Origin of the sequence: Actinospongiicola halichondriae, from assembly GCF_049103745.1 — a bacterium.
GTDB lineage: Bacteria > Actinomycetota > Acidimicrobiia > Acidimicrobiales > Salinilacustritrichaceae > Salinilacustrithrix > Salinilacustrithrix halichondriae.
The window spans coordinates 2,872,327-2,896,096 of sequence record NZ_CP171622.1 but is presented as its reverse complement, the minus strand read 5'-3'; the positions used below and the strand labels follow the sequence as shown (position 1 = coordinate 2,896,096).

Annotated in this window: 23 protein-coding genes; 15 read left to right on the top strand and 8 right to left on the bottom strand. The window is 69.4% G+C overall.

The window, feature by feature from the left end:
* The first annotated feature begins 2 nt into the window (after positions 1–2).
* Positions 3–839: an enoyl-CoA hydratase-related protein gene (locus tag AB8619_RS14290; protein ID WP_436793305.1), complete on the top strand. Its 837-nt coding sequence runs from the start codon at positions 3–5 to the stop codon at positions 837–839.
* Positions 840–862: 23 nt separating this feature from the next.
* A complete protein-coding gene (locus AB8619_RS14285; protein ID WP_436793304.1) occupies positions 863–2,020 on the top strand; it encodes a methyltransferase in 1,158 nt (385 codons plus the stop codon).
* Between the two features lie 12 nt (positions 2,021–2,032).
* Here AB8619_RS14285 and AB8619_RS14280 read toward each other — a convergent pair whose 3' ends face one another.
* Genes AB8619_RS14280 through AB8619_RS14270 form a run of 3 tightly spaced genes read right to left on the bottom strand, consistent with a single transcriptional unit; the run spans position 2,033 to position 4,786 of the window.
* Positions 2,033–2,530: a polyketide cyclase gene (locus AB8619_RS14280; protein WP_436793303.1), complete on the bottom strand. Its 498-nt coding sequence runs from the start codon at positions 2,528–2,530 to the stop codon at positions 2,033–2,035.
* Between the two features lie 42 nt (positions 2,531–2,572).
* On the bottom strand, positions 2,573–3,586 hold the full coding sequence (locus AB8619_RS14275) for a hypothetical protein (protein ID WP_436793302.1): 1,014 nt from the start codon (positions 3,584–3,586) through the stop codon (positions 2,573–2,575).
* Between the two features lie 9 nt (positions 3,587–3,595).
* Positions 3,596–4,786 carry a GAF domain-containing protein gene (locus tag AB8619_RS14270; RefSeq protein ID WP_436793301.1) on the bottom strand — a complete coding sequence of 397 codons (1,191 nt, stop codon included), beginning with the start codon at positions 4,784–4,786 and terminating at the stop codon, positions 3,596–3,598.
* A 112-nt stretch (positions 4,787–4,898) separates the two neighbouring features.
* On the opposite strand from AB8619_RS14270, the gene AB8619_RS14265 reads away from it, so the two are divergent.
* The 7 genes from AB8619_RS14265 (at position 4,899) to AB8619_RS14235 (ending at position 11,395) form a co-directional block, all read left to right on the top strand.
* Complete coding sequence (locus tag AB8619_RS14265) at positions 4,899–5,381, top strand: (2Fe-2S)-binding protein (protein WP_436793300.1); 483 nt, start codon at positions 4,899–4,901, stop codon at positions 5,379–5,381.
* Positions 5,378–7,747, top strand: coding sequence for a xanthine dehydrogenase family protein molybdopterin-binding subunit (locus tag AB8619_RS14260; RefSeq protein WP_436793299.1), 2,370 nt, complete (start codon positions 5,378–5,380; stop codon positions 7,745–7,747). Before AB8619_RS14265 ends, AB8619_RS14260 begins: the two co-directional genes overlap by 4 nt.
* Positions 7,744–8,571 carry an FAD binding domain-containing protein gene (locus tag AB8619_RS14255; RefSeq protein WP_436793298.1) on the top strand — a complete coding sequence of 276 codons (828 nt, stop codon included), beginning with the start codon at positions 7,744–7,746 and terminating at the stop codon, positions 8,569–8,571. Before AB8619_RS14260 ends, AB8619_RS14255 begins: the two co-directional genes overlap by 4 nt.
* Before the next feature lie 133 nt (positions 8,572–8,704).
* Positions 8,705–9,400, top strand: a complete 696-nt coding sequence (locus AB8619_RS14250; protein ID WP_436793297.1) for a dienelactone hydrolase family protein — start codon at positions 8,705–8,707, stop codon at positions 9,398–9,400.
* Positions 9,401–9,448: 48 nt separating this feature from the next.
* Complete coding sequence (locus AB8619_RS14245) at positions 9,449–9,895, top strand: hypothetical protein (protein WP_436793296.1); 447 nt, start codon at positions 9,449–9,451, stop codon at positions 9,893–9,895.
* A 16-nt stretch (positions 9,896–9,911) separates the two neighbouring features.
* Entirely contained in the window at positions 9,912–10,928 is a 1,017-nt protein-coding gene (gene galE, locus AB8619_RS14240; RefSeq protein ID WP_436793295.1) for a UDP-glucose 4-epimerase GalE, read from the top strand.
* Between the two features lie 5 nt (positions 10,929–10,933).
* A complete protein-coding gene (locus AB8619_RS14235; protein ID WP_436793294.1) occupies positions 10,934–11,395 on the top strand; it encodes an NUDIX domain-containing protein in 462 nt (153 codons plus the stop codon).
* A 112-nt stretch (positions 11,396–11,507) separates the two neighbouring features.
* On the opposite strand, the gene AB8619_RS14230 is transcribed toward AB8619_RS14235, so the two are convergent.
* Entirely contained in the window at positions 11,508–13,214 is a 1,707-nt protein-coding gene (locus AB8619_RS14230; protein WP_436793293.1) for a glycerol-3-phosphate dehydrogenase/oxidase, read from the bottom strand.
* Between the two features lie 51 nt (positions 13,215–13,265).
* On the opposite strand from AB8619_RS14230, the gene AB8619_RS14225 reads away from it, so the two are divergent.
* Complete coding sequence (locus tag AB8619_RS14225; RefSeq protein ID WP_436793292.1) at positions 13,266–13,682, top strand: hypothetical protein; 417 nt, start codon at positions 13,266–13,268, stop codon at positions 13,680–13,682.
* A gap of 6 nt (positions 13,683–13,688) precedes the next feature.
* Here the strand turns inward: AB8619_RS14225 and AB8619_RS14220 are convergent, their stop codons facing one another.
* From AB8619_RS14220 to AB8619_RS14205, 4 genes are all read right to left on the bottom strand, one after another.
* A complete protein-coding gene (locus AB8619_RS14220; protein WP_436793291.1) occupies positions 13,689–14,459 on the bottom strand; it encodes a YaaA family protein in 771 nt (256 codons plus the stop codon).
* Positions 14,453–15,100, bottom strand: a complete 648-nt coding sequence (locus AB8619_RS14215) for a TrmH family RNA methyltransferase (protein WP_436793290.1) — start codon at positions 15,098–15,100, stop codon at positions 14,453–14,455. The genes AB8619_RS14220 and AB8619_RS14215 overlap by 7 nt, the downstream gene beginning before the upstream one ends.
* Complete coding sequence (locus AB8619_RS14210) at positions 15,097–15,690, bottom strand: TetR/AcrR family transcriptional regulator (protein WP_436793289.1); 594 nt, start codon at positions 15,688–15,690, stop codon at positions 15,097–15,099. Before AB8619_RS14210 ends, AB8619_RS14215 begins: the two co-directional genes overlap by 4 nt.
* 338 nt (positions 15,691–16,028) lie before the next feature.
* The gene (locus AB8619_RS14205) at positions 16,029–16,301 is read right to left on the bottom strand and encodes a hypothetical protein (protein ID WP_436793288.1); all 273 of its coding nucleotides are present in this window, start codon (positions 16,299–16,301) and stop codon (positions 16,029–16,031) included.
* A gap of 187 nt (positions 16,302–16,488) precedes the next feature.
* Between AB8619_RS14205 and AB8619_RS14200 the strand changes: the two genes are divergently transcribed.
* The 5 genes from AB8619_RS14200 to AB8619_RS14180 are packed head-to-tail and all read left to right on the top strand — an operon-like array spanning position 16,489 to position 23,753.
* Complete coding sequence (locus AB8619_RS14200) at positions 16,489–17,871, top strand: hypothetical protein (RefSeq protein WP_436793287.1); 1,383 nt, start codon at positions 16,489–16,491, stop codon at positions 17,869–17,871.
* Entirely contained in the window at positions 17,871–18,098 is a 228-nt protein-coding gene (locus AB8619_RS14195; RefSeq protein ID WP_436793286.1) for a hypothetical protein, read from the top strand. The genes AB8619_RS14200 and AB8619_RS14195 overlap by 1 nt, the downstream gene beginning before the upstream one ends.
* Positions 18,098–19,813 carry a hypothetical protein gene (locus AB8619_RS14190; protein ID WP_436793285.1) on the top strand — a complete coding sequence of 572 codons (1,716 nt, stop codon included), beginning with the start codon at positions 18,098–18,100 and terminating at the stop codon, positions 19,811–19,813. The genes AB8619_RS14195 and AB8619_RS14190 overlap by 1 nt, the downstream gene beginning before the upstream one ends.
* Positions 19,810–22,005, top strand: coding sequence for an ABC transporter permease (locus AB8619_RS14185; RefSeq protein WP_436793284.1), 2,196 nt, complete (start codon positions 19,810–19,812; stop codon positions 22,003–22,005). The genes AB8619_RS14190 and AB8619_RS14185 overlap by 4 nt, the downstream gene beginning before the upstream one ends.
* Positions 22,002–23,753: an ATP-binding cassette domain-containing protein gene (locus tag AB8619_RS14180; RefSeq protein ID WP_436793283.1), complete on the top strand. Its 1,752-nt coding sequence runs from the start codon at positions 22,002–22,004 to the stop codon at positions 23,751–23,753. Before AB8619_RS14185 ends, AB8619_RS14180 begins: the two co-directional genes overlap by 4 nt.
* The last annotated feature ends 17 nt before the right edge of the window (positions 23,754–23,770 follow it).

Genomic DNA, 23,770 nt, shown 5'->3' with positions numbered 1-23,770 from the left:
CCGTGGCCGGCGACCACGAGACGATCCTCGTCGACGAGCCCGGACCCCACATCCGCCGGATCACGCTCAACCGGCCCGACAAGCGCAACGCGCTGAACCACACCCTCCGTCGCGAGCTGATGGAGGCGTTGCAGACGGCCGACGACGACCCGGACGTGCGGGTGTCGATCGTTCGGGGTGCGGGGTCGTGCTTCTCGGCCGGCTACGAACTCGGCGACGGCAACGACGGCGTCGACATGCCGCACTTCACCCCGGGCGGCGAAGGTCACTGGCCCCGCCACGTGACCGAGACCTGGATGAGCATCTGGGACCTGGCCAAGCCGGTCATCGCCCAGGTGCACGGCTACTGCCTCGCCGGCGGGAGCGAGCTGGCGACGGGGTGCGACCTCGTCTACGTCGCCGACGACGCCAAGATGGGGTACCCCGCAGTGCGCTTCGGCGTCCCCGACATGCAGTTCCACGCCTGGTTCCTCGGCCCCCGTGCGGCGATGGAGATGATGGTGACCGGCGACCACATCTCCGGTGATGAGTCGGTCCGTCTCGGATGGGCCAACCGGAGCTTCCCCGCCGACCGACTCGACGACGAGGTGGTCGCCGTGGCGACACGCATCGCCCTCATCCCGTCCGACATCGTGCAGCTCAACAAGCGCACCGTCCACCGGGCGATGGACACCATGGGTCTTCGCACGTCGATCCGCAACGGCACCGACATCTGCGCGCTCGGGATCCATCAACCGACGTTCGTGGACTTCATCGACGGCATGCGGTCCGAGGGCTTGACCAAGGCGCTGTCCGAGCGGGACGAACCGTTCGGCGACTACCGGACAGGGGTGTCGTAGCGGCCATCTGGCAGGCTCGCCCGATGACTGACGGCGAGCTCGACGACACGCTCATCGTTCCGCAGGGCACGTTCGTGCTCCGACGCCACGGGCAGGTCGGCGCCGAGCCGCTGCGAGCGTGGGACGCCGCCGACGAGTACGTGCTGCACGACCTCGACGGTCGCGGTCTCGGCCCGGGAGGACGATGGCTGGTGGTCGACGACGGGTCCGGTGCCCTCGTCGTCGCGCTGGCTGCGGTGTGCGACGGCCCGATCGTCGCATGGACCGACTCCCGCGTCACCGAGTTGGCGACGGTCGAGAACCTGCGGCGCAACGGGCTCGATGCCGCTGCGGTCGAACTCGTGCCCAGCACCGAGGTCCCCCGGGGACCCTTCGACCGAGTGATCGTCAAGGTCCCGCGGGCGAAGGCCTACCTCGACGATCTGCTCCGGCGCCTCCGCTCGCAGCTGGCAGACGACGCCGTGGTGATCGGGGCCGGGATGACGAAGTCGGTGCACCGCTCGACCATCGAGGCGTTCGAGACGCATCTGGGACCGACGCCGACGAGCCTCGCTCGCAAGAAGGCGCGGCTCCTGCTCCCCGAGATCGATCCCGATCTGGTCGCGAGCGACGACCCGTCGCCGGCGTGCGAGGAGTGGTCGGGGCCTGACGGCCTCGTGGTCACCGGCATGCCCAACGTCTTCTCCGCCTCGAGCCTCGACGCTGGAACCCGGCTGCTGTTGACCTCCCTGCCCGACCTGTCACACGTCGAGGTCGCTGTCGACCTCGGTTGCGGCACCGGTGTGGTCGCCGCAGCGATGGCTCGGCAGAACCCGGACCTCGAGGTCGTGTGCTGCGACGAGTCGCACCAGGCGGTCGCGTCGGCCCGCGCCACGGTCGGGCGGGTCACGACCGACGCCAGCTTCCACGTGACGGACCTGCTCGACGGCATCGACGACCAGTCCGCCGATCTGGTCGTGGTCAACCCGCCGTTCCACGCCGGGGGAGCGCGTACGACCTCGGTCGCCCGTCGAATGTTCGTCGACGCGCGCCGGGTGCTGCGCCCGGGTGGTGAACTGCGGGTCGTGGGCAACCAGCACCTCGCGCACCACGTGCACGTGAAGCGGGTGTTCGGCGGGTCGCAGACCGTGGCGTCGAACCCGCAGTTCGTCGTGTTGGCGGCGCAGCGTCCGAAGCGCTGATCGCCGGAAGCGTCAGCCTTCGGCGTCCGGGAGTTCCGGCCGGGGCTGGCCGGGCGCAGCGGTCCGGGCCAGGATGCCGAGCGTGGCGCGCAGGGCGCTCTCGGGGATGACCGGGAAGATCGCCGCTTCCTTCCACTGCGGATCGATCTCCGACCAGTCGTAGTACGACGTCACGAGCGTGCCGCCCTCGATGGGCTCGAGGCGATACCCGTAGACGTGGCCGATCTGCGGCTTGATCTGACCGATGATCGTCCACGCGACCTCACGGTCCTGCTCGAACGTCGTGATGTGGACCTCGACGTCGTAGAGCCCGAGCGGGTAGTCGTTGAGCGCTTCACGGTCCATGTGGATCGTGAACGTGTCGCCGACGGCCGAGGCCGGCTCGCCGCTCGACGACATCAGCATCCCGCTGGCGTCGATGGCCACATGGCCCTCGGGCGACGACACGATCGAGAAGATCGTTGCCGGGTCGGCCGCGATCGCGCGTTGGACTTCCATGCGTTCGGTCATGGGCGGAGCCTGGCACCTCGGCGTCACACGGCGCCCGCAGGGTCACTCGGCCCGCGTCGCGACGACTCGAGCCGACGCGGCGAGATCACGACGGGCGTCGTCGGACGCGACGATCTCGCCGTCGACGATGCCGGCGAAGCGACGTCCGCCGATCGACACCACTCGTTCGGCCCCGACGATCGAACCGAGTGGTGCAGCGGTGCGAGCATCGAAGACGGTGGTGCTGTCACCGACGGTGATGGCCACCGCGTCGCCGGCGGCGGAGAGCACGACGTCGACGTCGTCGCTGCCGTCCAGGTCGAGGACCGCCCTCGGTCGGTCGTCCCGCACCGCTCGGATCTCCAGGGTGGCGGATCGGCGGTCGTGCACCGCGATCACGTCGCCGCCGGCTGCGACGACCGTCTCGTCGGCGTCGACGTCGATCGCCACGTCGATCGCCATGTCGCCTTTGGCGGGTCGACGCCAGAGGGTGCGTCCGTCGGCGTCGGCCATCACGAGCCCGACGTCGACCGAGCCGACCACCTGCTGCCCGTCGAGCGCGATGCGCCGGCCCGTGGCGCCGTCGGCCACGTCGATCATCTCGGCGTGATCGTCCTCGCCGATGGCCCAGAACGCGTCGGGTTCTCCCGACGTGAGGAGGTCGACGAAGCAGCAACCGACGGTCGTGAAGTCGCCGCCCTCCCGGCCGACCAGCACCGCGCCCGACGGATCGAGGAGGACGAGATCGCTGCCGACGGCGAGGGCGGGCGTGGCGAAGCCGAGGTCGAGCCCGGGCGCCGCGGTCGCGCCCATGACGCCGGCATCACGCGTCCCGAACACGAACGTCCGGTCGTCGATCGTCGCGATGCCCATCACGTCGAGGTCGTCGCCCCGAACCCCGGTCGAGATCGTCGTCGTGGACGTCTCGCTCGTCGTCGTGGGCGGTGGGGCAGCGTCGTCGTCGGAACGGTCCGCCAGGAGCAGCACCACGATCAACGCGGCCGCACCGATCGCGGCGCCGACGAGGAGCAGCGACCGATCGCGTCGCTGGATCCCGACCGCGGAGTCGTCGTCCACCACGTCGGTTCAGGGCGACTCGACGGTGACCCGGGCGACGAGCTCGCTGTGCAGTGCACTCGCCACGGGCGTGATCGCAAGCGCTCGTTCGAGGAGGGCAGCGTCGTGGGGGTGGTGCTCGGCGAACGCGAGCAGCTGCGTCGCGGTGCCCTGTCGGAGCAGCTCCTCGCGAAGGGTCACGTCGATGTGGTGACGGGTCTCGATGAGGAACGGACTCTCGCTGAAGGGGAGCAGTGAACCGGCATAGGTACGCGCCGCGCCCTCGAGGTCGCCGTGGCGGACGGCGTCGAGCACGAGCGCAGCGTCCAGGGCGATGTCGATCGCCAACCGGTACGGGCGCGACTCGATCCCGCCGTCGATGACGCGACGGAGGTGGGAGATCTCGGCCTTGAGTGTCGTGGCCGAGACCGGTCGGTCGCCGTAGAGGAGATCCTGGAGTTCTTCACGCTCGACGCCGTCGCGCAGTGCGAGGATCGTGAGGATCTCGAGCTGGCGGTGGGAGAGATGGACCGAGTGACCGCGCACCGACATCTCCGGATCGCCGAGCACCTTGAGATGGACGTCGGGCGGCCGGGTGGAGGCGTGGAGTTCGATCTCCACCAGCCTCGCGAGCGCGGTCACGGTGGTGAGCGCGAGCGGCGATGCCTTCTGCCAGTGCGCGCTGAGGTCGAGGACCCCGGCGATGCGACCGACGCGGTCGCGCACGGGGGCCGAGTAGCAGACCCAGTCCTGGACCGTGCTCGACCAGTGCTCGGAGGCGAACACCTGGGCAGGACGTCCGGTCTGCAACGAGAGACCGGGAGCGTTGGTCCCGGCGACGGCCTCGCTCCAGTTGGCCCCGTTGACGAAGTTGGCGCGCTCGGCCCGGTCGCGCATCGATCGACCGGCACTGCTCCAGATGATCCGTCCGAGCGGATCGGTGATCGCCGCCACGTAGTCCTCACGGAGGGCGAGGGCGGCCAACTCGTCGATCACGTCGCCGGCGGCGCGTCGCAGGGGCGAGTCGTGCCAGTGCGCGCCCGGGTCGTCGAGCTCGACGGGCGCCAACTGATCGACGGCCACGACGTCACTGCACCGGGTCCAGGAGCCCTGGACGTCAGGGGCCACCACCGACTCGATCCGGGCGGACACGAGCCCCTGACCGCGGAACGTGGTCCGCGCCTGTTCGAGTGCTCGACGACGCTCCTGGGTGTGACTCATGGATGCAAGCGGCTCATCTGACCAACCTTCGTCCAACCCCTGAGTGCGACTGTAACGACCGGTCGTCGACCGCACACGGCGTCGGCCCGATGTCGAAGGGGGACAGAATTCGATGGAGATCACGCTGACCGTGAACGGTCGGTCGTACACGAGGGACGTCGAGCCGCGGATGCTGCTCGCGCACTTCCTCCGAGACGACCTTGGACTGACCGGCACCAACATCGGCTGCGACACGTCGTCGTGTGGTGCGTGCACGATCCACGTGGACGGCGAGTCGGTGAAGTCGTGCACCGCGCTGGCGGTGCAGGCCGACGGCCGAGACCTGACCACCATCGAGGGGATGGCCGAATTGTCCGGAGCGGGCGCCGGTCAGTTGCATCCGATGCAGGAAGCCTTCCGCGAGTGCCACGGCCTGCAGTGCGGCTTCTGCACGCCGGGGATGGTGATGGCGGCGACCTCGTTCCTGAACGAGAACCCGACGCCGTCGGAGTCGGAGGTGCGGATCGGTCTCGAGGGCAACCTCTGCCGGTGCACCGGCTACCACAACATCGTGCGCGCCGTGCTCACCGCCTCGGGCCAGGAGGTGCAGTCATGACGGCAGTGGGAACACCGATGAAGCGTCGCGAGGACGCCGCGCTGCTCACCGGCGAGGGCAAGTACGTCGACGACATCCAGGTCGACGGCCAGCTCTGGATGGGCATGGTCCGGTCGACGTTCGCGCACGCTCGCATCGTGTCGATCGACGCGTCGGCGGCCGAGTCGATGGACGGGGTGGTCGAGGTCTACACCGGCCCCCAACTCCAGGAGATGGGCCTGTGGGTCGCGCCGCTCCCGTGCGCGTGGCCGGTCACCGACGACATGGTCAACCCCGAGCACTTCCCGGTGGCGACCGACGAGGTCCACCACCTCGGCGAGATCGTCGCCGTGGTGCTGGCCGAGACCCGGTACCAGGCCGCCGACGCCGCCGAGATGGTCGACGTGGAGTACGACCCGCTTCCCGCAGTGGCATCGATCGACGACGCCGTCGCGGGCGACAAGATCGCTCACACCGGGCTCGACTCGAACAAGTCGTACCACTGGCCGCTCATCCCGGATCCCGATGCGCTCGAGGCGGCGTTCGCCGATGCGGCGCACACCATCGAGGCGAACTTCGTCCAGCAGCGACTGATCCCGGCGGCGATGGAGCCCCGGGGCGTCCTCGCCGTCCCCGCCCCCCACGGCGGGGACGTCACCCTCTACAGCGCGACCCAGGTGCCCCACATCCTGAAGGTGATGGCCGCCGCCACGACCGGCATCGCCGAGTCGAAGATCCGAGTCGTCGCCCCCAGCGTGGGTGGTGGTTTCGGGGCCAAGCTCAACATCAACCCCGACGAGATCCTCGCCCTCTCGCTCGCACACCGGCTCGGTCGGCCCGTGCGTTGGACCGAGACACGGTCGGAGGCCGCGGGTTCGACGCATCAGGGACGCGGTCAGCAACAGAAGATCGAGTTGGCGGCCGATGCCGACGGGAAGCTGCTCGGCTGCCGGGTGCATCTCGACGCCGACATGGGCGCCTACATGATGCTCATCACGCCGGGCGTGCCGCTGCTCGGGAGCTTCCTCTACACCGGCGTCTACGCCGTCCCCGCGTTCGGCTTCACCTGCGACGGGTACTTCACCAACATGACGCCGACCGACGCGTACCGCGGTGCGGGCCGACCCGAGGCCTCGTACGCGATCGAGCGTGCGATGGACATCCTCGCGGCGGAGGTCGGCATCAGTCCGGTCGAGATCCGCCGCCGGAACTACCTCGGGGGAGGCGACTTCTTCGAGAACCTCGACGTGCCGTCGACGCTCACCTTCGACTCGGGTCACTACGGCCCGACGATGGACCGGGCGCTGGAGATGAGCGACTACGACGGGCTGAAGGCAGAACAGCAGCGCCGCCGCGACGCCGGCGAGCAGAAGCAACTCGGCATCGGACTGTGCACCTACGTGGAGATCTGCGGGCTCGCTCCCAGCCGAGCGCTCGGTGGGCTGAACTACGCCGCCGGCGGTTGGGAGCATGCGACCGTCCGCCTGTTGCCCACCGGCAAAGCCGAGGTCGTCACCGGCTCGACGCCGCACGGCCAGGGTCACGAGACGAGTTGGGCCCAGATCGTCGGCGACAAGCTGGGCATCGACCCGGCCGATGTCGAGGTCCTCCACTCCGACACCGCGATCAGCCCGCTCGGGATGGACACTTACGGGTCCCGTTCGCTCAGCGTCGGCGGCGTCGCGGTCTCCATGGCCTGCGAGAAGGTCGTCGAGAAGGCGAAGCTGATCGTCGCCCACCAGATGGAGGCGAACCCCGACGACCTCACCTTCGAGGGTGGGACGTTCTCCGTCGCGGGGTCACCCGACAAGACGGTCACGATCCAGGAGATCGCCTTCGGGGCGTTCACCGCCCATGACCTCCCCGACGGGATGGAGCCGAACCTCCAGGAACAGGTCACGTTCGATCCCCCCAACTTCGCCTTCCCCTTCGGCACGCACGTGGCCGTGGTCGAGGTCGACGAGGGGACCGGCGGCGTCGAGTTGATCGACTACATCGCGGTCGACGACTGCGGCAACCAGGTCAATCCGATGATCGTCGAGGGCCAGGTCCACGGCGGCATCGTCCAGGGCGTCGCCCAGGCGTTGTGGGAGTGCGCGAGTTACGACGACGAGGGCGTGTGCCTGAACCCGTCGTTCCTCGACTACCTGGTGCCGTCGGCCGTCGAGGTGCCGAGCTTCAGACTCGACTCGACCGTCACGCCGAGCACGAGCAACCCGCTCGGCGTCAAGGGTGTGGGCGAGGCCGGAACGATCGGGTCCGCCGCCGCCGTGATCAACGCGGTGTGCGATGCACTGAGCCCGTACGGCGTCACCGACATGGAGATGCCGGCGACGCCGCAACGGGTGTGGAGAGCCATTCGCGACGGGAAGGGGGCCCAGGGATGATCCCCGCCGGGTTCGACTACACGGTCGCCGAATCGTCCGACGCCGCGCTGGCGGCGCTGGCCGAGCACGGCGACGAGGCCAAGCTCCTCGCTGGCGGCCACTCGCTCATCCCGCTGCTGAAGTTCCGGTTCGCCGCTCCGTCGGTGCTCGTCGACATCGGCCGCATCGACGATCTGTCGTACATCCGTGAGGACGACGGACACCTCGCCATCGGCGCCCTCTCGACCCACCGCGACGTCGAGAGCAGCGACCTGCTGAAGCAGGGGGCGCCGATGCTGGCGCACGTGGCGTCGCAGATCGGGGACCCGTCGGTCCGTCATCGGGGCACCATCGGCGGCTCGCTCGCGCACGGCGACCCGGCGTCCGACCTCCCGGCGGCGTTGTTGGCCCTGGGCGGCTCGGTGGTGGCGAAGGGGCCGAACGGCACGCGTGAGATCGCCGCGACCGAGCTGTTCACGAGCTTCCTCGAGACCGCGTTGCAGCCCGACGAACTGCTCACCGAGATCCGGGTGCCGAAGGTGGCCGCCGGGGCGGGATGGTCGTATCAGAAGTTCAACCGGCGAGCGCAGGACTGGGCGATCGTGGCGGCTGCGGTGCAGATGGGCGACGAGCCACGGGTGGCACTGGTCAACATGGCGACGACGCCGATCCGATCGTCCGCCGTCGAGGCCGCCCTCGGGTCCGGTGCCGGCGCCACCGACGCGGCCGCCGTCGCCGCCGAGGGCATGAGCCCACCCGAGGACCTCAACGGCGACGCCGAGTACCGCGGACACCTCGCAAGCGTCCTCGTCGAGCGCGCCATCCTCGAGGCCTCCACCCCCTGACACCCCGGTCACCTCCCCCGGGTCACCCCGGTTATCCCCCCGGGCCACCCGTTCTGGTGAACGGATGCGCCATCTGGTGGTGTCGATCGTTCACCAGAACGGGGGTGGGGGTGTGGGCGGTAGGTTCCGGAACATGGCTGAAACGGTTGAATTCGCGAGCAACGGCAACTCGGCATCGGGGTACCTGGCCCTGCCCGCCGGCGGTACCGGACCCGGCGTCCTCGTGGTCCAGGAGTGGTGGGGCCTCGACTCGGGGACCAAGACCATGGCCGACCGATTGGCCGAGGCCGGGTTCGTGGCGCTGGCACCCGACCTCTACCACGGCGAACTCGCGGCGCACGACGAGATGGACAAGGCGAGCCAGCTCATGACCGAGCTGCCGATCGACCGCGCCGGGCGCGACATGGGTGGCGCCGTCGACTTCCTCGCCGACCACGAAGCGACGACGGGTGACGGCATCGGTGTCGTCGGCTTCTGCATGGGCGGGATGCTGACGTTCGTGATCGCCTCGCTGCGCCCCGACAAGGTGAAGGCCGCCGTTCCGTTCTACGGGTTCCCGCCGATCGAGGGTGGGCCGGCCGACCTCTCCGCGATCGAAGCCGTCATCCGGGGCCACATGGCCGAGCACGACGACTTCTTCCCACCCGAGCAGGCCCAGGCACTCGAGGCCTACCTCCAGGGTCTGGGCAAGGACGCCACCCTCACCGTCCATTCCGGCAGCGGCCATGCGTTCATGGCGCCGCACAACGCCCTCGGTACGCAGGACAACGAGCTCGCGGCCGAGATCTGGCCCGAGGTGACCAGCTTCCTGCACGACCAACTCGGTTAGGTCGCGGCCGGGCTCAAGTCCGGGGCCGGATCTTCCGAAACCTCTTCCATGACCGGATCGGACCGACGGGACGCGCTCGCGCCGCGGTGGCTCTCGCACCACCACGCCGACGAGGCCGACCGCTGCGTACGCGTCGGCGACCGGTTCGTGTGCCGGCGATGTCTCGCGATGTTCGCCGGGTTCTTCCCCGCGCTGGCGTTGCTGCTCTCGTCGTGGAGCGACGATCTCCAGGCTGGAGACATCGGACTGGTCCTTGCGCTCACGCTGGTGGCCGGGATCGAGTTCGTCCAGGTGGCCCGACGGCGCATGGACTACAGCGCTCGCCGGGTGCTCGTGCTGAGCCCGGCCGCCGGTGCCGTGCTCGCCTGGCTCGGAGTCACGGGTATGAAGGACGGGCTCGGGACGGCACACCTCGCGTTCGGGGCGCTCGCCTTCGGTGTCCTGCTCGCCCTGTTCCGCTTCGGCGCCGTGGAGCGGAGCACGAGCCCGACCTGACCGTAGGATCCGACCGATGGCGACGATCCTGGTCACCGGCGGTGCCGGCTACATCGGCTCGCACACCTGTGTGCAGCTCCTGACGGCGGGCCACGACGTGGTCGTGGTCGACAACTTGTCGAACTCGTCGACGGTGGCGATCGATCGGGTGCGCTCCTTGGCCGACGGTTCGCTGACGTTCAACGAGGTCGACCTTCGTGACCGCGGCGCATTGTCGGCCGTCTTCGACCGACACTCGGTCGACCAGGTGGTGCACTTCGCCGGGCTCAAGGCCGTCGGCGAGTCGGTCGACATCCCGCTCGCCTACTACGACAACAACCTGGCCGGCACGGTGAGCCTGCTGTCGGCCATGGCCGAGCACGAGGTGTTCGACCTCGCGTTCTCGTCGTCGTGCACGGTCTACGGCGAGCCCGAGGTGGTGCCGATCACCGAGTCGGCCCCGATCGGCGCGGTGAGCCCGTACGGCCGTACCAAGCTCTACATCGAGGAGATGCTCCGCGACGTCGCGGCAGCGGACGACCGCTGGCGCACGATCCTGCTGCGGTACTTCAACCCCGTCGGTGCACATCCGAGCGGCACCATCGGCGAGGACCCGACCGGGATCCCCAACAACCTGATGCCGTTCGCCATGCAGGTCGCGGTGGGCCGGCTCGAGCGCCTCCGGGTCTTCGGTGGCGACTACGACACACCGGACGGCACCTGCATCCGTGACTACATCCACGTCGTCGACCTGGCCGACGCCCATCTCGCTGCGCTGGGTGCGCTCGAGCGCATCGACGGCTGCGAAGCGGTCAACGTCGGTACCGGGACCGGGTCGTCGGTGCTCGAGGTCGTCGCCGCTGCCGGCCGAGCGGTCGGACGGGAGATCCCCCACGAGGTCGTGGAGCGACGACCCGGCGACGTGCCGTGCGTCTTCGCCGACACCGCCCGCGCCGAGGACCTGCTGCGGTGGACGGCCCGCTTCGACCTCGACGACATGTGCCGAGACCACTGGAACTGGCAGCGCCAGAATCCGTCCGGCTACCAGGTCTGACGGTCATGCAGGGGAGCGGCGACGGGTTCGTCCGATGCAGTGACGGGCATGTGCGATGGGGACGCTTCGGCGCCGCTGGCGCCCTGTTCGTCCACCGAGCCGACGGAGCTCCGAAGGTGATGCTCCAGAAGCGATCGGCCTGGGCACACGAAGGGGGGACGTGGTCGGTGGCCGGCGGTGCCCTCGACGACGGCGAGACCCCGCACGAAGGTGCGTTGCGTGAAGCGGCCGAGGAGGTCGGCGCGGTGCCGGCACACGAGGTGATCGGTGAGGTCGTCTTCGACCCCGCCGACGACTGGGCCTACACCACCATCGTGGTCGAGGTCGCCGAACCGTTCGGGAGCAGTGCCAACTTCGAGACCGACGCCGTCGGATGGTTCACCGTCGACGAGGTCGACACGCTCCCGTGCCACGCCGGTTTCGCCGCCGCCTGGCCCGAGCTCCGCGCCATCGTCGAGTCCTCCTGACCCGACGCCCACTCCACCCCACCCCGGGGGTACAGAGATCTGGTTCTGGGTGCGCGATCGGGATGTCTGGAGTACCGATCGCGCACCCAGAACGGATCTTGGGGCCGTCGGGTCAGACGGCGCCGCGACGGACGTCGGGGGCGCCCAGGCGGCGTTCGTCGGCGGTGCGGTCGTCGGTCGCCTGCTGGCTGTCGATCTCCGCCGCGACGCGGGTCCGGTACGACTCGACCTCGGTGGCGATGGTGGCGTCGTCCCACCCGAGGACACGGCCCATGATGGCGGCGGCGACGGGTGCTGCCGACACGCCGCGGTCGGGCGTCTCGATCGAGATGCGCGTGCGGCGGGTGAGCACGTCGTCGAGGTGCAGCGCGCCTTCGATTGCGGCCGCGATGTGGACCTCGACCGCGAGGTACTCGTCGGTGCCCGGCAGCGTCGCCGCCAGCGACGGATCCTGGCGGAGCAGTTCGAGCACCTCGACCGTCTCGGTCCCGAAGCGCCCGAGGAGGTGGTCGATGACCCGGCCGTCGAGCCCGGACGACGTGGCGAGTTCGTCGCGGCGTGCCCGGAAGGCATCCCAGCCGGCAGCGCCGACGAGCGGGATGTCCTCGGTCCGCGACACCTCGGTCCGGCCGAGTGCGCCAACCGCGGCGTCGACGGCGTCGGCGGCCATCACCCGGTAGGTCGTGTACTTCCCGCCGGCCACGGTGATGAGCCCGGGCGTCACCGTGCTCACCGCGTGTTCCCGACTCAGCTTCGACGTCGACTCCGACTCGCCGTAGAGGAGCGGACGGAGTCCGGCGTACACCCCGATCACGTCGTCACGGGTCAGGCCCGGGTCGAGCCAACGGTTCGCCTGGTCGATCAGGTAGTCGAGATCGGTGCTGCTGGCCGCCGGATGGGCCAGGTCGAGGTCCCAGTCCGAGTCGGTGGTGCCGACGAGCCAGTGGGAACCCCACGGGATGACGAAGAGGACCGACGTGGGCGTGCGGCAGATGAGCCCGGAACCGGCGTCGATGCGGTCGCGAGGGATGACCAGGTGCACGCCCTTCGATGCGCGGACCCGCAGTGACGAACCGCCGACGAGGTCCTGGATCTGATCCGTCCAGACGCCGGTGGCGTTGATGATCTGCCGGGTCGCGATTCGGAACCGGGTGTCGGTCTCGAGATCACAGACCTCGAGTGCCTCGACGCCGTCGTCGTCACGGTGGATGTCGACCGCTCGTACCGACGACGCGATCGCTGCGCCGTGACCCGCCGCGGTCCGGACGACGGCCATGGTGTGGCGGGCGTCGTCGACCTGTGCGTCCCAGTACTGGACGCCGCCGGTGAAGGCGTCGGTGCGCAACGACGGCACGAGTGCCGATGCCGAGCGCTTCGAGAGGTGGCGGTGACGGGGGAGCGGGTTGTCGCCGAACGCGGCGAGCACGTCGTAGAGCGCGATGCCGGCGCCGACGTAGGGGCGCTCCCACACCCGGTGGGTGAGCGGGTACACGAACGACACCGGCCGGGTCAGGTGGGGGCACAGTCGCCGCAGCATCAGGTTGCGTTCGTGCAATGCCTCGGTCACCAAGCCGAACTCGAACTGCTCGAGATACCGCAGACCACCGTGGAAGAGCTTCGACGACCGACTCGACGTACCGGCGGCGAAGTCCCGTTGTTCGACCAACGCCACGCGCAGGCCCCGACTGGCAGCGTCGAGCGCGACGCCGGCGCCGGTGACGCCACCACCGATCACGACGACGTCGAACGCCTCGGTCCGCATCCGTTCGAGGTCGCGGTTCCGCTGCTGCGGGTCCAGGACGGTGGGATTGACGGCCATCACCTCACAGTCTCCCGCATCGTCTCCGTCGGTCCATAAGGTGGCGCCTCGATGAGCGTCACGCCGCTTCCGCATGTCGAGCACCTCGACCCGCCCCACGACGCGGTCGCGACCCCGACCATCCGTCCTCCCTCGCCCGACGAGATCCTGGCCTGGTGGCTGCGGGTTCTCGGCGAACTCGGCCGCGCCCCGTTCACGCTCTACCGGGTGCGCAAGCTCATCTCCGCGATGTCGCGACTCCCCGGGCAACTCGAGGCGCTCACCGCGGCACTCGACCGGACGACCGACACGCTGGAGACCCGCTTGTCGAGCATGGATGGGCGTCTCGGCGAACTCCAGGAGACGTTCGAGGCCGTCGACGGCCGGATCGGGAATCTCGAGGGGACCGTCGGCGAGCTGACGAGCACGGTCACCAACCTGATCGGCGCCATCCCGGGCGCCCGTCGGACGCTGCGCAAGCAGCCCTGACCCGGTTCAGGCGGGTTCGACGATCTCCAGACGGCGCGGGCGACCCGCACGAGCGTTTTCGAGTTCGACGTGGTACTCGTCGGCGAGCGCGTCGGCGAGCGCCTCGGGTGTCCGAGGGTCGATCCCGGTCTCCAGCAGGTGGCGGGCGACGAGCCCACGGGTGTGTTTCGCCATGTGGCTGACGACCGAGCGCTTGCCGTTCTCCTCGCGCACGACGTGGATCGACACGGTCCGCTCGCCGAGAGCGCCGACGGGCTTCCACGCCGCCACGTAGGTCGACGACCGCATGTCCACCACGAGGCCCCGCCCGGCAGCCTCGGGCAGCACGGCGGCCAGCGGGTCGCGCCAGGCGGCCGCGAGCTTGCCGACGCCCGGGAGGTCGACGTCCATCGACAGGCGGTAGGACGGCACCCGGTCCGAGGGGCGCAGCGCGCCGAAGAGCGCGCTGACGACGACCAGTCGCTTGTTGGCTCGGCGCTTGGCCGCAGCGTCGAGCGAGGCGAGGTCGAGGGCGTCGTACAGCACGCCGGTGTACAGACCCGAGGCCGGCAGCGTCGGAGCCGTCCAGAGGTCGACGTTGCCGCTGACCTGGTCTTTTGCCCCTGCTGGTGCGCCGAGGACCGCCAACGCATCGTCACGGCCAGAGGCGGCGACGAGGGCGTCGATGACCGCGGTACGGGTCGGGGCGAGTTCCGAGAAGGAGAGCCGGTCGAGGTCGAGCGGGCGTCCTCGCTGACCGCTGGCCTTGCCCTCAGAAGGGGGGAGGAGGATCAACATGGGTGTCCGTGGACATGCTGGCGGATCCAGGTGTGCATGGCGATGCCCGAGGCGACGGCGGCGTTGATCGAACGGGTCGAACCGAACATCTCGATCGAGCAGACGATGTCGGCGGCGTCGATGGCGGCATCCGACAGCCCGGGTCCCTCCTGTCCGAAGACCAACAGGGCATTGCGGGGGAGCGGCGTGGTCTCGAGCGGCACGGAACCGGGCACGTTGTCGATCCCGACGAGTGGGAGGTCGTTCGCCTGCGCGAACGCGACGAGCGCCTCGACGTCGTCGTGGTGACGCAGGTGCTGGTACTGCTCGGTCACCATCGCGCCACGGCGATTCCACCGTCGCCGGCCGACGATGTGGACCTCGGCAGCGAGGAACGCATTGGCGTTGCGGACGACGCCGCCGATGTTGCGGTCGTGCTGCCAGTTCTCGATCGCCACGTGGAACGGGTGCCGGTGGGTGTCCAGTTCGGTGACGATGGCGTCCATGCGCCAGTAACGGAAGCGGTCGGCGACGTTGCGACGGTCGCCTTCCTCGAGCAGGGCGGGGTCGAGGCGAGGGTCGTCGGGCCACGGCTGCGGATGTGGACCCACGCCGACGGCCGGATCTTCTTCGCCCGGGTCTCCCGCAGCGGGCACGGTCACGGGGCGTCGGAGCGAGCGCTGCGCAGGCCCCGCCAGGCGAGGTCGGCCACGAGTGCGGCGACGGCCGCCGGCTCGATCTGGCGTTCGTGCGCCCGCCAGTGCCGCGTGGTGCCCTCGGCCAGACCGACGATGCCGTGTGCGAACAGCAGGCGCTCGCGGTCTTCCAGCCCCTCGATCCGGATCAGCGGCGCGATGGCCTCGGCGATCGCCAGCTCGACGCGCGTCGCCTCCTCGGCGAACTCGGTGTCGCGTCGGGTCCCGCCACCGAACATGAGGCGATAGGCATCGGGATGGTCGGCGACGAACGTGAAGTAGGCGCCGAGGCCGTCCTCCACCTGCTGGCGGGGGTGGTGGGCCTGGGACGCCGCGGTCTGGATGGCGACCATGAGGCGGTCGCCGACCGATCGCAGGAGTTCGAGATAGAGGCTGCGCTTGGAAGAGAAGTGCTGGTAGAGCACCGGTTTCGTCACACCGGCGGCGTCGGCCACGTCGTTCATGGACGTGAGGTGGAATCCCCGTTCGGCGAAGACCGGGAGCGCGACCGCGAGGATCTGCTCCTTGCGTCGCGCGGCGGGGAGACGGGACGACATCGGTCGATTCGTACCACCACGGGGTCTCGGAGGGCACATCGGCGGCCGTTCCGACGCCCACACCCCCGCATTTCGGACAGACCGGCACCGCCCACGGGATTTTCCGGATCGAGAGAAGGAACGGCCGAGGAGCGAGGCGAACAACGACCCGTGTCCAGTCGCAACAGCGCACCGTCGAAGACGACCCGCCGTCCCGCTCAGCCGATCCGGCCGATGCCGGCCCGGAAGCTGTCCGCGGACCTGCTGGCCGTGAAGGCCCGCCGTCGCCGCTTCAGCCGCGTGCTCCCGCCCCGCACGGGCGAGCGCGGCTGGTAGACGGCCTCACCGGTAGCGAGACGTCAGTCGTCGTCTGCCATGGTCCGGCGACCCTCTTGCCGGTCCTCGCGCTCCGCCGCCTTGACGGCGTAGCCGAACACGATCGCCGGTGCGAGTACGAGCGACCCCACCACGATGAGGGCCACGATCACTCCGGACACGGTGCCGAAGTCGGTGAACAGTCCGACGACGAACGCCACGATGGCCAGGCCGAAGGCGGAGTAGCCGACTCGCTGCCCGAGATCGACGAGGCCGGCGATCCGGCGCCGTCGCTGGAGAACGGGGTCGTCGTGCACGTCGCGATGCTCGCGCGAACGCGCCGCGATGTCCGATTCGGACAAATCGGACCCTAGGATATCCGGCTCCGGAAGACAGGAGGACGTGACATCGATCACGAACAACCTGTTACCGGTGGTTCCGGTCCGTCGTCACGGCGGTCCGGGCCGGGTCGAACCAACGAGTCTGCATTGACGTGGGGGTCACGTGAACACCAAGTACTTCGCCTTTCGACGGACGGTGGCCATCGGCGCCGTCTGGGCAGCGGGTATGGCTGGCCTGATCGCGACTTCGACGCCGGCATCGGGTCAGACCGCGGTCGACCCGGGGACCGGCACGGCCTACGCGCAGGGGTACAAGATCGACCCCCGCAGTGGTCGTCTGTCGTTCGGCCTGACCTACGGCATGGCACTCGCAGGACACCAGAACAAGGTGGCCGTCGGCGAGGCCCGTTCGCTCGACCTCGGCGTCATCGGCACGACGCTCGCCGGCGAGGGCTGTGACGGTGGCGACCCCACCTACGCCAAGGAAGACCAGCCGCAGCCGCTGGTCGTCCGCTCGGGCGAGGAGAACGCCGCTTCCGGCAAGACCGAGAGCGAGAACGGCGTCGAGAAGTACGCCAAGGCCGACGACTCGCCGCTGGCCAAGTCGCGGGCGATCACCGCCGCCGCCGGCCAGGACGGAGCCGTCCTCATCGGGAGCACGGTGAGCGAGACGAGCTCCGGGGTCATCGACGGCAAGCGCGTGGCCACCGCCGTCACCGAGGTCTCGAAGGTCAGCATCGGCGGCGACGCGCTGGTCCTCAAGGGCCTGCGCTGGGAAGCCATCTGGCAGAGCGCCCCCGCCGAGCAGGTGTCGGGAACGTTCACCATCGAGGGCATCGTCGTCGGGGGAACGGCACAGCCGATTCCTGCGGGCGACGCCATCGACGCCCTGGCACAGATCAACCCGCTGATCGAGCCGCTCGGAATCCGGATCGACCCGCCGACCGTGCGCAACGAATCGGGCATCTCGTTCGTCGACCCGCTCCGGATCGGCATCGTGCCCAGCGAGCTCCGCGACGGCGTCGTCGGCGGCGTGGTCGGCGCACTCCAGCCCGTCCGCGAGGCGCTGGTCAACGCACTCCTCGAGATGGACTGCGGCAACGCCTCGTACATCACCATCGCCGACATCGCACTCGGCTCCGTCACCGGCGCTGGTTCGCTGAACATCGAGCTCGGCGGGGTCACCGCCCGGACCGGCGAACTCGGCCAGACGAGCCTGCTCGGCGAACTGCCGGCGTTCACGCCGCCCGTCTCCCTGCCCGCCGACTCCGGTGGTGTCTCCCAGGGCACGCTGGGCACCACCGGCTCGAACCTCACGGGCGGCTCGGCCCCGACCGACTCCGACACGTCCGTCGTCACCGAACCGGCAGCGTCGACGTCACCGGAGACGGCAGCGCCGGCCCTCGAGCGCATCGCCGGTACTCGTGGCGGACCGCTCGTGCTCGTGGGCCTCGGCGGGCTCCTCCTGCTCGGTGCCCTCGCCGAACTCGACCGCCGCAAGATGCGAAGGGCACAGCGTTCCGTGCCGATGGAGGCCATGATCTGATGTCCGGCAACCTCACCTACGAGGCCAACATCCCGCCCCAGGGATCGGCGCCCGTCTACCGGCGTCTGTTCCGTGGCTACGGCCCGCTGGCGCTGCTGGCGCTGGCGTTGATGCTGATGGCCGCGCTCGTCCCCACCCTGAGCACCGAGGCCCCGGCGGAGTCGAACACCACCGACGCCACCGAGTCCGGTCTCGTCATCGTCTCTCTCCCCGCTGAGGTCCGCTGATGGCCGCCCCCACCCCCGACGACGTCGTCGACGTCCACCGCTCGTTCACGGTCCAGCAACGGTCGTTCCGTGGCTACGGCCCGCTGGCCGTCCTCGGCGTGATGCTCGTCGTGATGGCGCTCTTCGCGCCCACGCTCGCTCCCGAGAGCGTGGCATCGACGGCGAGCCAGGGCTTCGCTCCGCAGGGCGAGAGCTTCTTCGACCCCGACGCCACGACCACGACCGTCGCCACCGACGATGCCGAGTCCGGCGAAGCCGATCCCGCGGTGACCGACGGAGCCCCCGCTCCGGCTGGTCCCGTCGCCGCCGACGGACAAGGCAACGGCGTCGCACCTGTCGCCGGTGTCCAGGCGTGCCCCGACCGGGCCGAGCAGATCCCCGGCGACGAGTACTCGCCTCCCTGTGTGGCCTGGGGTGGCGGCAACAACGGCGGTGCGACCGCCAAGGGCGTGACCGGCGACAAGATCCGCGTGTCCTACCGAGTCCTGGGCGGCGAGAAGGGCTTCCAGCAGACGCTGGCCGAGCTCGCCGGTGCCAGCCTCTCGGACACCCCGCAGACCATCCAGTCCACGATCACCGTGTTCGCCGAGTACTTCAGCACCCGCATGGAGTTCTACGGCCGCTCGATGGAGATCGTCTTCTACGACGGCCAGGGCTCGAACACCAACGAACTGCTGGGCAAGGGTCGCGACAAGGCCGAGGCCGACGCCGTGAAGGTGGCCGAGGAGCTCGGTACGTTCGCCGACCTGTCGGCCACGTCGGAGCCCTACGCCGACGCCCTCGCCGACCGCGGGGTCATCGGTTTCGGCACCCCGTACCTCTCGCGTCAGTGGCACGAGGAGCGGGCACCGTTCGCCTGGTCGTTGGCCACCGACGGCACCCGGGTGTCCGAGCTCGCCTCCGAGTACGCCAACAAGAAGCTCCACGGGAAGACGGCGGTCAACGCGGGCGGCGACCTCAAGACCAAGACCCGGAAGTTCGCGACCATCGCGCCGGAGAACTCCTGGTACCAGGAGTCGGTGAACAACTCCCGACGCATCACCCAGGAGGCCGGCAACGACCCGGGTGAGAACGTCAAGTACCAGCTCGACCTGGCCACGATGTCGAGCCAGGCCAACAACATCATCCCGAAGCTCAAGAACCAGGGCGTCACGACCGTGGTCTGTGGCTGCGACCCGGTCCTCCCCGTGTTCCTGTCAGGCGTCGCCAACCGTGAGTCGTACTACCCGGAGTTCATCATCGCCGGCACGGCGCTCACCGACGCCGACATCGTCGGCCAGCTCTGGGACCAGAACTTCGCCGAGCACGCCTTCGGCATCAGCTCGCTCGAGCCGTTCGTGCCGCCGACGCAGACGATCGCCTACGAGGCGTTCAAGTCGGTCCGGCCCAACGAGGAGCCCGCCTTCTCGGTCGACCTCATCTACTACCAGATGTACATGTTGGCGATCGGCATCCAGGGCGCCGGCCCCAACCTGACACCGCAGTCGCTCTCCGACGGGATGTTCAACTACCCGCAGAAGAACGGCACGGTCGGTCTGTGGAAGTTCGGCCCCGGTGACCGCACCGCCGCCAACGACGTGCGCGAGATCTACTGGGACCGCAACGCCATCTCGCCGTACAACGGCAAGCAGGGCACCTACATGCCGCACACCAAGAGCCAACGCTACGAGTTCGGACAGATCCCCGCCGGCGACACCCTGAGGCCTCCGTCATGACTGCAGTACTGGAACGCATCCCCGGAGCGGCGACGCTCGGGAGCTGGAGCAAGCGCGACCGGGCGATCTTCGTCGGTGTCGGCGTCGTGTTGGCCTACTTCGGGCTGTACAACCTGCCGCTGACCGCCGACTTTCTCCAGGACAAGGCCCCCTACTCGGTGCTGTTCATCGGCACCGTCCAGGGCACGACCACCGCGCTGTTGGCGATGGGCCTCATCCTGATCTACCGGACGAACCGGTTCGTCAACTTCTCGTACGCCGCGATGGGCGCGCTTCCCGGGGCCTTCGCCCTGGGTCTCCACCTCGAGCACGGGTTCCCGTTCTTCGCGGCGCTGGTGCTCGCGGTCGTGATCGGCGTCGCCGTCGGTTTCGTCACCGAGTTGGTCATCCGCCGGTTCAAGAACTCGAGCCGTCTGATCGTCACCGTGGCGTCGATCGGCCTCGCGCAGATCTTCGGTGTCCTCAGCCTCTTCGCCAACAAGGCCATCGGATTCATCTCCCTCGCCGGCGGATTCACGATCCCCCTCGATCTGCGGATCACGCTCGAGGGCGGCATCAAGACGATGACGGGTGACGAGATCCTCATCATCGCCGTCGTCCCGCTCGTGATCGCCGGTCTGGCCTGGTTCCTCCTGCGGACCGACGCCGGCGTCGCCATCCGCGCCGCAGCCGAGAACGAGGACCGGGCGCTCCTGCTCGGCATCCCCGTCTACAAGCTCGGACGCATCGTCTGGATGATCGCCGGCGGCCTCGCCGCCCTCACCTACGTCCTGCAGGCGCCGTCGTCGGGCATCTCGCCCGGCGTCGTCTCCGCCGGCCCGGCCGTGTTGCTGCCCGCCCTCGCTGCGGCGGTGGTCGCCCGGCTCGAGTCGCTGCCCACGGCCTTCATCGCCGGCATCGGTCTCGGCATGCTCGATCAGATCGTGCGCTGGAACGGCACCGGAACACCGTCGATCACGACGATGTTCTTCCTCGCTGTCATCCTGGTCGCGCTGCTCGCACAGCGGGCGTCGCTCTCCCGGGCCATGAACTCCGAGAGCGCCAGCTTCAGCTCCGACGGCATCGTCAAGCCCGTGCCTCGTGAGCTGCGTGACCTGCCCGAGGTCAAGTACGTGAAGTGGGCGCTCTGGGCCGTCATCGCGCTGGTCTTCGTCTGGATCCCGTACACCTGGGGACCCTCCAACCAGTTGCTGGCCGCCATCGGCATCGTCTGGGCCATGGTCGGTGTGTCGCTCGTGCTGCTGACCGGCTGGGGCGGCCACATCAGCCTCGGGCAGTTCGCCATCGCCGGCATGGGCGGCCTCATCGCCGGCAACCTGTTGCTGCGCGAAGACCTCGACCTGTTCATCGTCCTGATCCTCGCCGGTGCCGCCGGAGCGCTGACCGCGCTCGTGGTCGGACTGCCCGCACTGCGGATCCGAGGGCTCTTCCTCGCGGTCAGCACGCTGGCATTCGCGGTGGCGCTCAACTCCTACGTGCTGAACCCGGACAACTTCTCGTCGATCATCCCCGACAACATCGAACGTCCCGTCCTGTGGGAACGCTGGGACCTCGACAGCGGATATCCGATGTATGCGCTGTGTCTGGCATTCCTGGCCTTCTCGTTCCTCGCCGCGACGAGCGTGCGCGGCACGAGGTCGGGTCGCGTGATCATCGCGACCCGAGACAACGAACGAGCCGCTGACTCGGCGTCGGTGCCCACGACCCGCATCAAGTTGTCGGCCTTCCTGGTTGCCGGCTTCATCGCCGGCATCGCCGGCGGTCTCCACGTGACGATCCTCGGTTCGCTCGGCCAGGGGACCTACGCCCCGGAGATGAGCCTCGAGGTGTTCTCGACCGCCGTCATCGGCGGCCTCGGGTCCCTGACGGGTGCCGTCAGCGGCGTGCTCTTCTTCCAGTGGCTGTCGACGATCACCGCCCTGGGCGAGATCCGTCCCCTCATCTCGGGTGCGGGGCTCCTCGTGGTGCTCCTCGTCTTCCCCGGTGGCTTCGCCCAGCTGGCGGCCAGCCTGCGTGACCGTTACCTCCGGCGGGTCGCCGAGCGACGGAACATCCTCGTTCCGTCCCTCGTCGCCGACAAGAAGGCCGATGGCGAGACCGAGCCGGAGGAGAGCCTGCTCACGGGCGCACTCGGCGGCGCCGCCGACTCCGACGACTCCGACGATTCCGAACTGGTGGGAACGAACGCATGAGCGACACGAACGGAACCCAGCGACGACGCGCCCCGCTCCGGGCCGAGCCGCCCGCCGGCAACGGCACCGACGCCACCGCGGTCATGGACGCGCCGGCCCCCGAGGCCCCGGTCCTGCACGCCGAGCCCAAGGTCTCGAAGGCCGACCTCGTCACCGACGAGACGATCCTCGAGTGCAAGGGCATCGACGTCAGCTACGGCCCCGTCCAGATCCTCTTCGGGGTCGACCTCGAGGTGAAGCGCGGCGAGGTCGTCGCCCTGCTCGGCACCAACGGCGCCGGCAAGTCGACCCTCCTCAAGGCGATCTGTGGACTCAAGGCCCCCAAGGCGGGCACCGTCACCTTCGCCGGCGAGGACATCACCGGCCTGTCGGCGGACCTCGTCACCCACAAGGGTGCGGCGCTCATGCCCGGCGGCAAGGGGATCTTCCCGACGCTGACCGTGGCCGAGAACCTGCGCCTCGCCTCCTGGCTCATCCGGGACGATGCACAGCGGGTCAAGGAGGCCAAGCGCGAGGTCCTCGACCTCTTCCCCATCCTCGAGGAGCGGTCGGGCCAGATGGCCGGCGACCTCTCCGGCGGCGAGCAGCAGATGCTCGCACTCGGTGGCGCGCTGATGACGTCGCCCGAACTGTTGATGATCGACGAACTGTCGCTCGGCCTGGCGCCCACGATCGTCGCCCGCCTGCTCGAGGTCGTCGACGAGATCCACCGCCGTGGCACCACGATCATCGTGGTCGAACAGTCGGTCAACGTGGCGCTCAACCTCGCCGAGCGGGCCGTCTTCATGGAGAAGGGCGAGTTCCGCTTCACCGGCCCGACCCGTGAACTGCTCGACCGCCCCGACATCCTCCGTTCGGTCTTCATCGCCGGTGGCTCCGCCGCCGACGACCCGGCCGAGGTCCCGGCCACACCGAAGAAGGCGGGCGAGGCCCGCGTCATCGCCGAGGACGCCGACACCGTGCTCGACATCCGCGGGATCACCAAGCGTTTCGGCGGCATCACCGCGGTCGACGACGTCGACGTCCAGCTCCGCGACGGCCAGATCATCGGCCTCATCGGACACAACGGTGCCGGCAAGACCACGCTGATGGACTGCATCTCCGGGTTCTTGTCGATCGAGGCCGGGCGCATCGGCATCCGTGGTCTCGACGTCACCGACTGGTTGCCGCACGAGCGTGCGGTCGCCGGCCTCGGCCGTTCGTTCCAGGACGCACGCCTCTACCCGTCCCTGACCGTGGCCGAGACGATCTCGGTCGCTCGCGAGCGGCACCTCGCCAACCGCGACATCGTCGCCGCGGCGCTCGGTCTGCCGGCCTCCTACGAGGTCGAGATCGACATCGAGACCAAGGTCGAGGAACTCGTCGAGCTCATGGGCCTGAGCGCCTATCACGAGAAGCTCACCGGCGAACTCTCCACCGGCTCACGTCGCATCGTCGACCTCGCCTGCATCCTCGCCCAGGACCCCTCGGTGCTGATGCTCGACGAACCGTCCGGCGGCGTCGCGCAGAAGGAGACCGAGGCCCTGGGTCCGCTCCTGCTGCGAGTGCGCGAGCGCACCGGTTGTTCGATCCTGGTGATCGAGCACGACATGCCGCTGCTGTCGAGCATCTGCGATCAACTGGTCGCGCTCGAGACCGGTGCCGTGATCGCCACCGGCACGCCGGACGAGGTCCTCTCGCACCCGGCGGTCATCGAGTCGTACCTCGGCACCGACGACTCGGCGATCAACCGCTCCGGGTCGGCCTGAGCCACGGGCGTACCTCG